This window comes from Hyphomonas pacifica, assembly GCF_000682675.1.
Classification (GTDB): Bacteria; Pseudomonadota; Alphaproteobacteria; order Caulobacterales; family Hyphomonadaceae; genus Hyphomonas; species Hyphomonas pacifica.
The window spans coordinates 11,427-25,579 of record NZ_AWFA01000017.1 but is presented as its reverse complement, the minus strand read 5'-3'; the positions used below and the strand labels follow the sequence as shown (position 1 = coordinate 25,579).

Here is a 14,153-nt window from a genome sequence, read left to right as displayed (position 1 = left end):
AACGGGCCGAAAGAGCGAGATCATGTTGCGCGTGTATGTGCTGTAACATGCATGTCCATCCGGCCCGGCCCTTGGCAGGGATTATTGGGGAGTCGGCCCAGCCTTCTTCTTGCTCCAACGCTCTTTCATCTGTGCCTGCATCGCAGCGCGCTCTTCTGCGGTGACCACACCATCCCCATCGGCATCGGCCTTTTGAAAACCGGGCATCTGGTGAGTGTTGAACTCTTCGGCGCTGATCGCGCCATCGCCATCCGTGTCCATTTTAGCGAACATGCGGGCTTCACGCTCGGCGCGGCGCTTGGCGCGCTGTGCCTCATGATGGGCCGTCATTTCTTCAGGGGAGACCTGGCCGTCACCATTTGTATCAATCTCGGTAAATTTCGCCGCACGGAAGGCTTCCACTTCTTCCTTGGAGATATCGCCATCTCCATTGGTATCCATTTGAGCCATGTAGGCCTTCATGCCGCCATGACCGCGCGGTCCGGCATTGGCTGCAAGTGGCAGCGCAATAGCGGCAATGGCGCCAAGGGATACGGTCGCAAGGGTAATACGTTTCATGAGAGAAGTACTCCTGTTCAGTGTTGTACCCATCGCGTGTTGAACGCATGAGCCCTCAGGAATCCGTCGCGCCAAGATGCAATTTTTCCACGGAAAGCGTATGAACTTTTGATTTCATTGAAGATAATTCTTCTTCAAGGCTTGCAAAATTTTCTGCACCTGCCGCCCGGCATAGCCTGTCTTTCAGGCCCGCCGGCAGGTTCTCTGCCTGAATATCGCTGCCCAGCGCCAGTCTCTGCACCTGCTGGAGGGACTGCATCAGCTTCACCGCCTCGCCCAGCATCTTCCGGTCAGCAGGTGCCAGAGAAGCACGGGCAATCGCCTCGCGTATGTTCGGGATTATCACATCCGGATCGCCCGCCAGCAGCATGTCCTGCTGCACGATGAACTCCGCATCTATCAGCCCGCCTTCTGCCGTCTTGAGATCCCAGAGCCCCTTGCCCGGCTTTTCGCGATAGAGGCGCTGGCGCATATCGGTGATGTCAGCAGTAATCTTGCCGTGATCTGTCTTGGCGCGGCTGACAATTGCCTCATGTGCAATGTCCAGAATGGTCTGGCTGAAACCGGCATCCCCCGCCACCGGGCGCAACCGCGTCAGTGCCATATGCTCCCATGTCCAGGCATCCTGGGTCTGATAGCGCTCAAAGGCTGGCAGGCTGACTGCCACAGGCCCGGCCCGGCCAGAGGGCCGCAGCCGCATATCGACCTCATAGAGTTCACCTTCCGCCGTCGGAGCGGTCAGCGCTGTGATCAGGCGCTGCGTAAAGCGCGTGTACCAAGTTTGCGCTTCCAGCGGGTCGGCATCATAAATGACAATGATGTCAAGATCAGACCCGGCCGTCAGCTCACGCCCACCCAGCTTGCCCATGGCAAAAATACCCCAACGTCCCGGCGTCGGACCATATCGCCCTACTGTCTCACGTTCCGCAGCAGCGGCCATTTCGCGGATCGTCTCATCCGCCAATTCAGACCAATAGCCCGCGGCATCCTGCGCATCTATCAGACCATGCAACAGGCGATGCCCGGTCAGAAAGCTTCGTTCACGATGATACCGGCGCCAGATATCCAGCGCGGTATCGAATGGCATGTCGTCCGTAATGACCGGCTGCATCGGTTCCTGCCGACTGACCAACGCCTCCAGCAGGTCCGGCCTGCGCGACAAGATCTCCGCCAAGCGTGGGGCAAGCGCCAGTGTCGCGACAAGATCATCCAGAAGGTCCGGCTCGGCCAGCAACATGGCCAGCGTCTGCACACCGGAGGTCAAACCCTCAAAGAAGCGGGAGAACCAGCGAAACGCCTCATCCGTCTCGCCCACCTTGCCCATCGCCACCAACATACCGGGCAACAGCGCCGTCAGCAATTCCCGTCCGCGCGGCGTGCGGGTCGCGGGAACGCGCCCCCTGTGCCAGTTGCGGATCGTGTTTATCGCCGCACTCGGATCACTGAACCCCAGCCCTGCCAGTGTTTCTATCGTACCAGGATCATCATCTACGCCGGTGAAGACCAGATTGCCCAACGGGTTTTCCTGCAACGCGCGGTCTTCATGGGCAAAAAGGTCATCATAAGCCGCCTGAACCATGCGGCGCGTCTCCAGCAGGTCACGGTCAAAGCTCGCCAGATCCTCATAGCCGCACAGCCGGGCGACATCAGTGCGATCAGCCTCGTCTGCCGGTACGGTATGGGTCTGCTCGTCCCGTCTCATCTGGACGCGGTGCTCCAAATTACGCAGGGCCAGATAGGCCGCCTCCAGATGATTTGCGGTGTCGGTCTGGACCACGCCTGCCTCGGTCAACGCTTTCAGCGCGCCAAGGGTAGTGTTGTTGCGCAGCTGCGGCTGACGTCCGCCCAGGATCAGCTGCTGTGTCTGAGCGAAGAACTCAATCTCGCGAATGCCGCCCGGCCCCAGCTTCACATCCGGCGCGACGTTCTCCAACCCGGCACTGCCTGCCTTTCTGTTGATCATGCGCTTGATGGCCTGAATGTCGCCAATCGCCCAATAGTCCAGATTGCGCCGCCAGACGAAGGGCTCGATCACTTTCAGGAATTTGTTTCCACACGCCAGATCCCCCGCCGCTACGCGCGCCTTGATCCAGACCATGCGCTCCCAGTTCTGGCCAACACTTTCATAATAGACATCAGCCATCCGTGTAGAAACTGCCAGCGGCGTTGAGGACGGGTCCGGCCGCAACCGCAAATCAGTACGGAACACGTATCCGTCTGCCGTCATGTCTTCCATCAGACGCACCAGATCCCGCGCGACACGCTGGGCAGAGTCTGCGGGGCCCTTGTCGCCCCCGTCAAACACGTCCGGATCATACATGACGACAATATCGATATCGCTAGAATAGTTCAGCTCATACGCGCCCATCTTGCCGAGTGCGACAGCAAATATGCCTTCGCATTTCAGCCCGCGTTTGGAGAGCGCTGTGCGCAGCGCGGCATCGACACTCGCACCGGCAAATTCCGTCAGCGCCCGCGTCACCTCCATCACGTTCAATTTGCCGGAAAGGTCTGCTGAGGCGAGCGATAGATGCGTCTGCGCCTTGGCGCGACGCATGATCTGCATGGCCTCGTCTTCGGGCGTGCTTTCCGCAATGGCCTTCACATCAGCCAGCGCCGCTTCCCAGCTTCCGGAAATACCCCGATCTTTCAGACGGCGCAGATAGGGCGCAGCATCCAGTGCCTCCTCCAGCACGCGCTCAGGCGTTTCAGCAATCGGCTTAATGTTCAGCATATGTTTAAACTCTCGGCAGTCGCAGGATCGCCTTCAGGCCGGGGGCTTCAGGCGGCCCACCTGCATCTGTCAGAATAAAGTCCCCCCCGTGCATATCGGCCACCGAATCCACCAGCGCGAGCCCGAGGCCAGAGCCCGGCTGAGTCCGCGCCGAATCCATTCTTTGGAAGCGCTGCACTACGCGTTCCCGCGCCTCTTCCGGCACACCCGGCCCGGAATCGACAACAATCATGTCGACTGTATTGTTCGGGCCGCGCGTAATGCTGAACGTGATCGCGCCGCCCTCCGGCGTGTACTTCACCGCATTGTCCAGCAGATTGGACAGCGCCTGCCCAACCAGATCGCGGTCGGCCAGAACCGTCATGTTGCGGCTGATATTGCTCTTGAAGCTCAGACCCGCCTCCTCACAAGCCGGGTCGAATAATTCGGCCAGTTCCTCGCCCAGGCCTGACACATCCATGCGCACCCGCTCGCCCTCGGCCCCGGCCTCCAGCCGCGCGAGACGCAGGATGGCATTGAACGTACCCAGCACGCGGTCCACCTCTTCCACAGTCTCGCCCAACGTCGCCTCGGCGCTTTCCTTGGACATCGGTTCAGACAGGGCAATCTCCAGCCGGTTGCGTAGACGCGACAGGGGTGAGCGCAGATCGTGCGCAATCGCATTGCCCGTATGTCGCGTCGATTCCACCAGCTTCTCGATCTGGTCCAGCATGGCATTAAGGCGGGAGGCCAGCCGGTCGAACTCGTCACCGGAACCGCGCACAGGTGCACGCCGCTCCAGCTCTCCGCCCATCACGGCCTCCGCCGTTCGCGCCAGTTCGTCGGCCCGCCGCGCCGCGCCGCGAGAGATCAATATGCCGCCCAGCAGAGACAGAATGAGGCCAATCGGTGCCGCGATGAATATCGCACGCTGAATCCGCCCCACAATCGCCGTCTGCTGCGCAGTGTCGAACGCGACCAGCAAGGCCCCGCCATTATTTGTCAGCCGCACGATCCGGCCTGCCGCCGGGCGCTCGACAATGGTGCCGTCCGGCTCTTTCTGTTCGAAGGTAAAATAGACCGTCTGTACAAGATCAGACTGCGGTGGCGCAGCGGGCAGCCTGCCAAAGTGCCCGGCAATCTTCCGGCCTGAGGCATCTTCAAGATAATAGAAATAGGTCGAGCCCGTGCGTGTCATACGCTCCAGCACGGACTGACTCAGCCGCTCCATGCCGCCGGTATAGTAGGCATTGCCGAGTTGCTCAAATTCAAGATCCATCCGCCGCTCGCTTTCGGTGCGGATGTAGTAGACGGTCGAGTAATACAGATAGACCAGCAACGCAGCCGAAAACGCCGCAAACATGGCGCTGTAAATCAGCGCCAGTTTGAACGTCGTCGTTCGTAGAAAAGTCGGCAGGGCGAGTTTCATGCCTCGCTACGTGCCAGTCGTCTGCATCCGCGTCTAGCCCTGCAGCCGATAACCGGCACCGCGTACTGTGTGCAGCAGAGGCTCTTCAAATTCCTTGTCGATCTTCGCCCGCAGGCGGGAGATGTGAACATCGATGACATTGGTCTGGGGGTCGAAATTATAGTCCCAGACTTTCTCCAGCAACATGGTGCGGGTCACCACTTGGCCGGCATGACGCATGAGGTATTCCAGCAAACGGAATTCGCGCGGCTGAAGGTCAATCTTCTGCCCGGCCCGCGTCACCTTGCGGGTCAGCAGATTCATTTCCAGGTCACCCGCCTTCAGCACGGTCACCTGCTGCTCGGTCCGCACGCGGCGGCCCAGCGCTTCGACACGGGCGGCCAGCTCTGACGGCGCGAACGGCTTGGCCAGATAGTCGTCCGCCCCCGCCTTCAGGCCCTGAACACGGTTCTGGACATCGCCCAGCGCGGACAGGAACAGTGTCGGCGTCTGACCGCCGGCTTCCCGGTATTCCTTGACCAGCGTCAGACCATCCTTTTCCGGCAGCATCCGGTCGACCACGAGGGCGTCGAATTCCGACGCCCTCGCCATGGCGAGCCCGCGCTCGCCATCCGTGGCCATGTCCACCTGGTGGCCCGCTTCGACGAGAACCTTCTCGATAAAGCTGGCCATTTCCAGATCGTCTTCGATTACCAGAACGCGCATGGTATCTTCCTGAACCGTATCCAGCATTCTGCTCTCCTAGCTAGCATCTGAAAGGTCAATCGTACGATAGTTCGTGATCTGACCAACACGGATAGCGATCAGCACTTTGGTACGATCCGATTTTCGGGCATCTGCGATGGCCTTGCGGAAGTCATCCACAGAGGCGGCCGGCTTGTTGTTCACCTCAAGGATCACCATGCCTTCGGCCAGGCCTGCCTTGTCCATGACGCCGCCCTTTTCGACATGTGTTACGACGAGGCCACTTTCACCGCTGCGCAGGCCAAGACGGCTGCGAAGCTCATCATCCATCTGCTCGAACGTGGCGCCGACATCCTTGACAGACGTGCCCTTGTCAGGCGTGTCGGCTGGCTTGCTGGAAGAGGCCGGAACCGTGCGGGCATACGGATCTTCCGGACGTTCGCCCACGGTCACATTCAGCGTCTTCGGCTTGCCGCCGCGGATGATCTCGAACTTGTTGGACGTATTGGCGATCAGCTTGCCAACCACGCGGGTTGTTGAGGTTGCATCCGTCACCTTCTTGTCATTGACAGACAGGATGATGTCGCCACGCTCCAGACCGCCCTTCTCTGCCGGGCTGCCATTTGTAACGTCGGCAATGATAGCGCCTTCAGCATTCTTGATGCCTTGGGCCTCGGCCATGTCTTCAGTCAGGTCCTGAATGGAAACACCCAGCCAGCCACGAGAGACCTTGCCCTCCTTGATGATCGCCTGCGTGATCTCATCAGCGAGCTCTGCCGGAATGGCAAAGCCAATTCCGACAGAACCGCCCGTCGGCGAAAAGATCGCCGTGTTCACACCGATGACATTGCCATTCAGGTCAAATGTCGGGCCACCGGAATTGCCCCGGTTGATGGACGCATCAATTTGCAGGAAGTCTGTGTACGGGCTGTCCGGGCCAATCTCGCGGCCGTCAGCTGACAGGATACCTGCCGTTGCCGTACCGCCCAGGCCGAACGGGTTGCCCAGAGCAACTACCCAGTCGCCCTTGCGCATGGTTTGCGCATTGCCGAAGTGCACGAAGGGATACTTGCCCTTCTCGATGACGCGCAGAACGGCCAGGTCGGTCTGCTTGTCGGTGCCGACCAGTTCTGCATCCAGTTCGCGGCCATCCTTCAGCACAACCTGAATTTCCTTGGCGCCCTCAACAACGTGATTGTTGGTAACAATATAGCCATCCTGAGAGATAAAGAAGCCGGAGCCGAGCGAACGGCCTTCCTGAACTTCCGGTTCTTCAGGCTGGTCTTCCTGTTCCTGGCGACGCTGTTCCAGGAATTCGTCAAAGCCCGGCATGCCGCGGAATTGTTCGAAAAACTGGTCCATGTCGCGCAGACGACCAACTTCGCGCTCGGTTGTGACGTTCACACTCACAACGGCAGGTTCGACCTGTTCAATCAGGTCAGCAAAACTCAGCGGGGCATCATGGGGCGCCTGTACCGTAATCGGCTGAGCGCCCGCTTCCGGGCTGAAGACCTTCGGGGCGACGGACAATGTGCCGACGGCTGCTGCACCGAACAGCGCGGCTACCAAGGCCTGTCTTGAGATGCCTATCGTCTTCATAAATCTCTCCAAGTCACTGAAAAATTGCCGGTTAAGGCGAATGTGGGTCAGCATAAGCATGCCACAAGGAATGTGGTCATTAAAAGACAGTAAGGGGCACTGACTGGACCATCTGCTCTCAGGAATGTGAACGCAAAAGCCATATCAGGTCCCTTTACGCCTTAACAGATCAGCCGCCTTTCCCCTGTCAGGAGAATTTAACATACATCAAAAATATACTTCGCCTTCTAACTTAAAAAAATCTTGTAATATTGATTATCGCAAAGCATCATGCCCCAAGAACAAGTTTCTTGGGTTGGGAACGGGCGATGGGCTCACTGGTGTATCTACACCAGAATACAGCTTTGTTCGCTCAGCGGGGATGCATTCCAGCCCATGAAAGAGTTGCCGGCGTCGCTAAGGCCCGCATTGCGGGCTTTGCGGCTTTTGCCACCTTCTGGCACCCGTCCTCTGCCAGGACATTCGCCAGAGGGCCTTGCCATACGTCAAGCGTCGTCCCCACCCAGCTGACGGAAGGTACAGGATAGCGACGCCGGCATACCAACACCCACAAACGCTTGCTTTCTGTTCCGGCGCACTGTTTGCCTGTCATGGACTGGACCCCTCTGAAAGGCCTTCCATTTGAGCCGCAAAACGCCCCTTCTGCTGACCAGCCTGGCCATGCTCGCCCTCGTCGCGGTTACGGCAGTTGCCTTCGCGCCTTCAGGTATCCTGCTCTGGTTCAGCCTTGTCCTCGGCGCCCTGCTGGTTGCACTTAGCGTGCTTGACATGCGCACGCTGACCCTGCCCGATCCGCTAAATCTTGCGGTCTTCGCCCTGGGTGCACTGATGGTGTGGCAGACACGGCCTGATGCCTGGCCGCATCATCTGATCGGCGCCTTTGCCGGCTATACGCTTCTGGTGATGGTGGAGATCACCTATCGCCGGATGCGCGGGCGCGACGGCCTTGGCAGGGGCGATGCGAAGCTGCTCGGCGCGCTCGGCATGTGGACCGGCTGGGCAGGCCTTGCCCCCATCATGCTCGTCGCCTCTGTGTGCGGATTGCTTTCCGTCGGCATTCTGTCGCTGACAGGCAAGCGCCGTTTTGACAGCACCAGCGCAATCGCCTTCGGGCCCTTTATCGCCCTTGGCGGCTGGATCGTCTGGCTAGGCGCGGATTATCTCCTGCCAGCTGGGCTCTACTAGATATCTTCAGGTTTTATCGGCTCAATCGGTGCCTTGCGCGATCGCGCGACGGCCAGGCCGATCAGGGCGGCAAACACCAGCAAGATAAAAGGCGTGCCCCACAGCACCCATCCAGAGAGGCTATCGCTCTTGGGACGGAATAGCACGAACTCGCCATACCGGTCCTCGAACCAGTCGCGCACTTCGGTATCGCTCGCACCGCCCTCGATCATCACGCGCACACGGGCGCGCATGTCTTCGGCAATCGGCGCGGAGGATTGCGAGATCGGCTCATTCTCACAGGCCACACAGCGCAGCTCGCGCATCAAAGCCTGAGCGCGGGCTTCCTGCTTGGGATTGTCCAGCTCCACATCCTCGGCATGGGCTGCGCCCATCATGAGGACAGAAGCCAGCAGGATAACCAGAAACCTCATGCCGTCTTCTTCCTCTTGCGTGGCCACATGCAAAAGCCGCCGCCAATCGCCATCAGGATGACGCCGAAATAGACAAGGTCAATCAGCGGATTGAAATAGACCCGGAACACCCAGCGCGGCTCGCCATCCACAATGCGCTGTTCGCCCAGCGCCATATAGAGATCGCCTGTGCCCGTCTTGTGGATCGCCGTTTCCGTCGTCGGCATTTGCGCGGCGGGGTAATAGCGCTTCATCGGGGCCAGCACGGCTTTCGTGCCGCCCTTCACCGCTGTCAGCACCGCGCGGTCGGCATACCAGTTCGGCCCTTCAATCGCGCGCACCTCGTCCAGCGTCAGCGTCCAGCCAGCAGCATTTCCCGTACCGCCCTCGGCAAGCGCGACCGTCGTTTCATAGCGGCCGGTGGTCTCCACCACAGCGCCGATCACGAACAGGCCGAGGCCGACATGCGCCAACGTCATGCCCCAGACGCGCGGCGGCATCTTGAACACGCGCTTCACGGTAACCGCCCGGCGCGAGAGTTCATACAGCGCGCCAAACACCAGCCACACGCCCAGCGCCAGGCCAAAGGCTGCGCCCAGCGAGATGCTCCAGATGCCCACGCCCAGCGCCATGAACACCAGCACCAGCGCAATCCCGCCTGCCGCCCATTTCATCCAGTTGCTCAGATCCGCCTTGCCCCAGGCCCAGGCCTGCACCACGGGCAGGATGGCCAGCAGCACGGCCAGCATCGGCGTAAAGGTCAGCCGGAAATAGGGCTCGCCAACAGAGATCGTCTTCCCGGCCGCTTCCGCCATCAGCGGGAATAACGTGCCCAGCAATACGGTCAGCGTCGCCACGATCAGCACAATATTGTTCGCCATCAGCGCGCCTTCGCGGCTGAGCAGCACCCAGGGTTTGCCGCCGGACAGCTTGTAGGCCCGCAGCGCAAACAGGATCAGCGCAAACCCGCCATACAGGACAAGTCCAAACAGCAGGATCGCCCCCCGTTCCGGGTCAACTGCAAAGGCGTGGACCGAGGTCAACACACCGGAGCGGACAAGGAACGCGCCCATGATCGAGAACAGAAAGGCCAGTACAGCCAGCAGCGCGGTCCAGGCGGCAAAGCCTTCGCGCTTCTCCGTCACGATGACGGAATGGAGCAGCGCCGCCCCGATCAGCCACGGCATCAGAGAGGCATTCTCCACCGGGTCCCAGAACCACCAGCCGCCCCAGCCAAGCTCGTAATATGCCCAGTAGGAGCCGAGCGCGATGCCAATGGTCAGCGGTACAAACGCCGCCAGAGACCAACGCCGCGCCTCGCGGGCCCAGACCGCATCAATACGGCTTTCCATCATGCCGGCGGCGGCCAACGCAAAGACGAAGGAATAACCGACATAGCCAAGATACAGCATCGGCGGATGAAAACTCAGCGCCGGGTCCTGCAGCAGGGGGTTAAGCCCCGCGCCCTGAAACGGGGCCGGGTCCAGGCGCAGAAAAGGAGAGGAGGCGAACAGCAGATAGCCCATCGCGCCAACAGCCAGCAGGCCCTGAATGCCCAGCGTGCGCGCTTCAAGCTTGTCGCGCCCCGTTTTCATCCACAGCGCCCCCGCAGCGCCAAAGCCCAGCGTCACAAGGCACCACAGCGCCATGGAGCCCTCATGGTTCCCCCACGCGCCGGAGATCTTGTACAGCATCGGCTTCAGCGTGTGGGAATGCTGCGCCACCAGCGCGACAGAAAAGTCAGACCGCACAAAGGCCAGGATCAGCGTCAGGAACGATACCAGCATCAGGCCGAACGCAACCAACGCCGCCCAGCCTGCTACGCGTCGCTGCCCCATAAGGCCGTAAATCCCCTGCGCCAGCGCCATCGCCAGAGACAGGAAGGCCGCCAGATGGCCGAGTTCGATCATCCGGCCGCTTCCAGCGGTTTCAGTTCCCGCGGTTGGTAATTCTCGTCATGCTTGGCCAGAATCTGGCGCGCCGTGAAGCTGCCATCGGTCTGGAATGTGCCTGTCGCGACGACGCCCTGGCCTTCGCGGAACAAGTCCGGCGCAATGCCGGTATAGCTGACGGTGATCGTATTCGGGCTGTTGTCGATGACCGTGAAGATCATCGTTGCGCCATCCTCGGAATAGGTCAGCGATCCGGGCTCTACCCAGCCGCCGACTTTCACTTCCTTGCCGTGCACGGGCGTGCCCTTCTCGGCTAGGATCTCCGGTGTATAGAACAAATTCGCATTCTCGCGCAGGGCAAAGAATGCCAGCGCCGCTGCTGCTGCCAGCAACAGGGCCGCAATGCCGAATGTATAGAGTCGCCGTGTACGTGCTCGCATGGGGCCCTTATAGGCTGCACCGCACCCTTTTGGGAGTGCGGCAGATGCAACCTTTTGTCAGCGAACTGCAATCTTATCCTTGGGCGGCTTGCGGTCAAAGACCCTGCCCCAGGCCTGATTGAGATATTTCCGGCTCGGTTTCTCGATCAGGAAATAGGTGACTGAGGCCAATGCCACGACAAGAACCAGCAGAATTGCCAGATTCACCGGGCTTTTCGTCAGCTCGTAGAAGCGCTGCATGTAGCGCAGCACAAACCAGTGCGTCAGATAGATCGAATAGGAAATGTTACCCAGATAGCGCAGCACCGGATTGCCCAGCACATATTCCGCCCAGTTGGAACGGACTGTTGCAAACAGCAGCATCGGCGTCAGCAGGAAGATCACCGGATCTGCCCACGGGTCAACGGCGCGTCCGTAAACCTCCTCGGCAAAGTGCGGGAAGACCAGCGGCAGCATCGCCATCAGCGCCAGCCACAGATAATTCAGCTTCATCGGCCGAACCAGCCGGAACGCCAGATAAGCCAGAATGCCCAACAGGAAGATGTGCCCGTTCAGCACGATCTCCAGGAATTTCAGATTCACGCCCAGCATCGCCCAAACAGGCGCGCGCACCGCATTCCAGACAAGGAAAGCCACCAACAGGCCGATTACCATCAGCGTGTCATTCCTCAGCCGCGCGCGCAGATACCAGATCGCCGGGTAGACGACGTAGAAACAGATCTCGACCGGAATGGTCCACAGCACCGAAACGCCGTCCATCAGGAACAGATGGCGCAGCAGATTGCCGTCATTCACGTCCAGCACTTTCAGGCTCTCGCCTGCCAAAGTCTGCTTTCCAAGAAAGTATGATGCCAGCACGACAAAAATGAACAGCGGCAAGACACGCGCCAGGCGCCTCTGCCAGAAATTCAGGATATTCTTCCAACTCGGCTCCACGCCTTCAGTGACATAGCACATCAGGAAACCAGACAGCGCGAAGAACAGGATTACACCCAACTGGCCTGCACCAATCCCTGCATAGAAGCGCAGGAAAGCCGTCTCATTGCTATAATGGGACAACAGCACAATCATCGCCGCCATGGCCCGAAGGCCATCAAGCGCCGGTAGAAGAGGGCGTTTCTCCAAGGCCATCACAAGGCTCGCTTTGCTGGTTCATGTCGCTGCGACAGACACCTGCAAAAGCTATACCAGTAGCAGCTATTCCTGTTGCGGTTCAGGCGTTTCGGGGGCTGCAGCAGGCGGGGCAGCGTCGCCGTCCTGGCCGATGGCATCGATCATGGCGCGGAAGCGGTCGCGGCGCGGGTCATCTTCCGGCAGGCGGGAATAGATATAGCGCATGGCCTGCTCGGCCTTTTCCTGATCACCCGCCTGCGCGGCGCCCATGGCGGCCCACATGCCGGCGCGCACCTGCGTCTCGTCCAGCTCATAGGCCTTGGCGAACAGGCGCGTCGCTTCCGGGCTGACGGCGCCATTGTTCAGCTCCACCAGCGTATTGCCCAGCGCCACCAGGGCCGGCACGAAATCCTTGTCGCGCCGCAGGGCAGACTGATAGGCACGCGCAGCATCTGAGGTACGCCCCTGCGCGCGCAGAATCTCGCCAATGAAGAAATGCGGTTGCGGGTCGTCCGGGCGTTCTTTCACCGTCGCTTCCAGACGCGACAGGGTTTCCGCAGGCGTCAGCTGTTCGGGGTGATCGCTGATTTTCTTCATCAGCCCCGCCTGACGCTCTACCATGGGCTGATCCGCCATGCCGGGCTTACCGATCAGCAGATAGCCGCCAATGCCAAGGGCCACACAGATGGCGGCGATGATCCAGTTCAGACGTGTCATCTCTTCGGAAACCTCAATACGGCGCTCAGGCCGCCCAGACCGGCATCGCCCAGTTCCAGGCTTCCCCGGTGCAGCTCTGCCAGTTCATTCACAATGGACAGGCCCAGCCCCGTTCCGGGTGTGGTCTCATCCAGTCTCACGCCGCGCTTCAGGGCGCCTTCGCGCTCCTCCGGCGTCAGGCCCGGACCATCATCTTCCACCTCGATGACCAACGCCTCTGCATCATTGCGTACGCGCACCAGAACTTCGCTGCGCGCCCATTTGCAGGCGTTTTCCATCAGATTGCCGACCATCTCTTCCAGATCCTGTTGCTCTCCCCGGAACACGGCATTCGCCCCGCCGTCAACGGACACGTTGACGCCCTTGCGGTCAAACAGGCGGTTCAGCATCCGCGCAAGGCCATCCACAACAGGGCGGATCTCGGTCCGCGCGCCCAGCGCCTCGGCCCGCGCGGCGACACGGGCACGCTTCAGATAATGCTCAACATTGGTCTGCATCGCTTCGCTCTGGCGGCGCACGACATCATCCAGCTGGGTGCCGCCTGTCGCTTCATTGCGCAGCACGGCCAGCGGTGTTTTCAGGGCATGGGCAAGGTTACCGACATGCGTTCGCGCCCGCTCCACCACCTGCCGGTTATGGTCGATCAGCTTGTTCAGCTCATCGGCCAGCGGGCGCACTTCGGAGGGGTAATCCTCTGACAGTTTCTGCCGCGTGCCCTCGCGCACTTCGGCAATGTCATGGCCAATCTTCTGCAGCGGCCGCAGGGAATAGCGAATGCCCGCCACCATGGCCGCAAACACGCCGCCGAACAGCGCGATCATGGTGAACAGCAGCAGACTGCGGAAGCGTTCTGCCGCCTCATCATTCGGCGCACGGTCAGCGGCGGTGATCAGCACAAGCGGCGTCGGGCGCTGAGCAATAAGGATCGCGCGGGAAGCCACCCGTACACGCTGGCCCGCCGGGCCGCTGAAACGATAGTCGCCAAACTGAGTCGTACCGGGAGAGGCGAGCGTGCGCTCCAATTGCCTCTGGCGGATCGGCACGGGCTCGTCCCATAAGCTTTTGGAGCGCATGTCACCGACGATCTGGCCGTCCTCGTTCACGCCGACGATGGACCAATAGCGCCCGGAATATTGCGTGCGGAAACGCACATCGCCAGCGAAGAATTCCCGGCCCGTATCCGTCACCCGGCCATCGGGCAGGAAGGCCTCTTCACGGGTCATCTCCCGCGTCAGGGCAATCAGTGTCTGCTCAAGGTCTTCTTCCAGCAGGGTCAGTGTCTGCGCGCGGTAGACCGCCGACAGCGCAATCGCCCCCCCGACCAGCACGACTAGCCCCCACACCGCAGCGGCCAGCATTATACGCCGCGCCAGGGACAGGCGCGTCCAGCGGTCCAGCAGGGTCGGTTTGGAAGGGGCGCTGTCGCTCATC

The 14,153-nt window shown here is 60.5% G+C and carries 12 protein-coding genes; 1 reads left to right on the top strand and 11 read right to left on the bottom strand.

Translation table 11 applies throughout. The features are described 5' to 3' along the window. Positions 1-81: 81 nt before the first annotated feature. Genes HY2_RS07080 through HY2_RS07060 form a run of 5 tightly spaced genes read right to left on the bottom strand, consistent with a single transcriptional unit; the run spans position 82 to position 6,983 of the window. On the bottom strand, positions 82-558 hold the full coding sequence (locus HY2_RS07080) for an EF-hand domain-containing protein (RefSeq protein WP_051594820.1): 477 nt from the start codon (positions 556-558) through the stop codon (positions 82-84). Positions 559-613: 55 nt separating this feature from the next. After that, complete coding sequence (locus HY2_RS07075) at positions 614-3,292, bottom strand: bifunctional [glutamine synthetase] adenylyltransferase/[glutamine synthetase]-adenylyl-L-tyrosine phosphorylase (protein WP_051594819.1); 2,679 nt, start codon at positions 3,290-3,292, stop codon at positions 614-616. Positions 3,293-3,296: 4 nt separating this feature from the next. Continuing rightward, positions 3,297-4,700, bottom strand: a complete 1,404-nt coding sequence (locus HY2_RS07070; RefSeq protein WP_034826106.1) for a sensor histidine kinase — start codon at positions 4,698-4,700, stop codon at positions 3,297-3,299. Between the two features lie 33 nt (positions 4,701-4,733). Further along, the gene (locus HY2_RS07065) at positions 4,734-5,405 is read right to left on the bottom strand and encodes a response regulator transcription factor (protein WP_034826172.1); all 672 of its coding nucleotides are present in this window, start codon (positions 5,403-5,405) and stop codon (positions 4,734-4,736) included. Between the two features lie 36 nt (positions 5,406-5,441). Next, positions 5,442-6,983, bottom strand: coding sequence for a Do family serine endopeptidase (locus tag HY2_RS07060; RefSeq protein WP_034826104.1), 1,542 nt, complete (start codon positions 6,981-6,983; stop codon positions 5,442-5,444). Between the two features lie 621 nt (positions 6,984-7,604). Between HY2_RS07060 and HY2_RS07055 the strand changes: the two genes are divergently transcribed. After that, entirely contained in the window at positions 7,605-8,168 is a 564-nt protein-coding gene (locus tag HY2_RS07055) for a prepilin peptidase (protein WP_051594818.1), read from the top strand. Here the strand turns inward: HY2_RS07055 and HY2_RS07050 are convergent. The 6 genes from HY2_RS07050 to HY2_RS07025 all read right to left on the bottom strand — a co-directional run bounded on the left by HY2_RS07050 (position 8,165) and on the right by HY2_RS07025 (position 14,152). Then, the gene (locus tag HY2_RS07050) at positions 8,165-8,581 is read right to left on the bottom strand and encodes a cytochrome c-type biogenesis protein (protein WP_034826102.1); all 417 of its coding nucleotides are present in this window, start codon (positions 8,579-8,581) and stop codon (positions 8,165-8,167) included. The two genes, HY2_RS07055 and HY2_RS07050, sit on opposite strands and share 4 nt — an antisense overlap. After that, entirely contained in the window at positions 8,578-10,470 is a 1,893-nt protein-coding gene (locus tag HY2_RS07045; protein WP_051594817.1) for a heme lyase CcmF/NrfE family subunit, read from the bottom strand. The genes HY2_RS07050 and HY2_RS07045 overlap by 4 nt, the downstream gene beginning before the upstream one ends. After that, positions 10,467-10,892, bottom strand: a complete 426-nt coding sequence (locus tag HY2_RS07040; protein ID WP_034826100.1) for a cytochrome c maturation protein CcmE — start codon at positions 10,890-10,892, stop codon at positions 10,467-10,469. Before HY2_RS07040 ends, HY2_RS07045 begins: the two co-directional genes overlap by 4 nt. Positions 10,893-10,949: 57 nt before the next feature. After that, positions 10,950-12,023, bottom strand: a complete 1,074-nt coding sequence (locus HY2_RS07035; protein WP_034826098.1) for an acyltransferase family protein — start codon at positions 12,021-12,023, stop codon at positions 10,950-10,952. Between the two features lie 66 nt (positions 12,024-12,089). Further along, positions 12,090-12,722 carry a tetratricopeptide repeat protein gene (locus tag HY2_RS07030; RefSeq protein ID WP_034826096.1) on the bottom strand — a complete coding sequence of 211 codons (633 nt, stop codon included), beginning with the start codon at positions 12,720-12,722 and terminating at the stop codon, positions 12,090-12,092. After that, positions 12,719-14,152, bottom strand: coding sequence for an ATP-binding protein (locus HY2_RS07025; RefSeq protein ID WP_034826094.1), 1,434 nt, complete (start codon positions 14,150-14,152; stop codon positions 12,719-12,721). The genes HY2_RS07030 and HY2_RS07025 overlap by 4 nt, the downstream gene beginning before the upstream one ends. Position 14,153 lies beyond the last annotated feature (1 nt).

What these genes read in the sequence shown, in the direction of transcription:
- HY2_RS07080 (WP_051594820.1), bottom strand. Translation starts at nt 558, where the DNA reads ATGAAACGTATTACCCTTGCGACCGTATCCCTTGGCGCCATTGCCGCT.
- HY2_RS07075 (WP_051594819.1), bottom strand. Translation starts at nt 3,292, where the DNA reads ATGCTGAACATTAAGCCGATTGCTGAAACGCCTGAGCGCGTGCTGGAG.
- HY2_RS07070 (WP_034826106.1), bottom strand. Translation starts at nt 4,700, where the DNA reads ATGAAACTCGCCCTGCCGACTTTTCTACGAACGACGACGTTCAAACTG.
- HY2_RS07065 (WP_034826172.1), bottom strand. Translation starts at nt 5,405, where the DNA reads ATGCGCGTTCTGGTAATCGAAGACGATCTGGAAATGGCCAGCTTTATC.
- HY2_RS07060 (WP_034826104.1), bottom strand. Translation starts at nt 6,983, where the DNA reads ATGAAGACGATAGGCATCTCAAGACAGGCCTTGGTAGCCGCGCTGTTC.
- HY2_RS07050 (WP_034826102.1), bottom strand. Translation starts at nt 8,581, where the DNA reads ATGAGGTTTCTGGTTATCCTGCTGGCTTCTGTCCTCATGATGGGCGCA.
- HY2_RS07045 (WP_051594817.1), bottom strand. Translation starts at nt 10,470, where the DNA reads ATGATCGAACTCGGCCATCTGGCGGCCTTCCTGTCTCTGGCGATGGCG.
- HY2_RS07040 (WP_034826100.1), bottom strand. Translation starts at nt 10,892, where the DNA reads ATGCGAGCACGTACACGGCGACTCTATACATTCGGCATTGCGGCCCTG.
- HY2_RS07035 (WP_034826098.1), bottom strand. Translation starts at nt 12,023, where the DNA reads ATGGCCTTGGAGAAACGCCCTCTTCTACCGGCGCTTGATGGCCTTCGG.
- HY2_RS07030 (WP_034826096.1), bottom strand. Translation starts at nt 12,722, where the DNA reads ATGACACGTCTGAACTGGATCATCGCCGCCATCTGTGTGGCCCTTGGC.
- HY2_RS07025 (WP_034826094.1), bottom strand. Translation starts at nt 14,152, where the DNA reads ATGAGCGACAGCGCCCCTTCCAAACCGACCCTGCTGGACCGCTGGACG.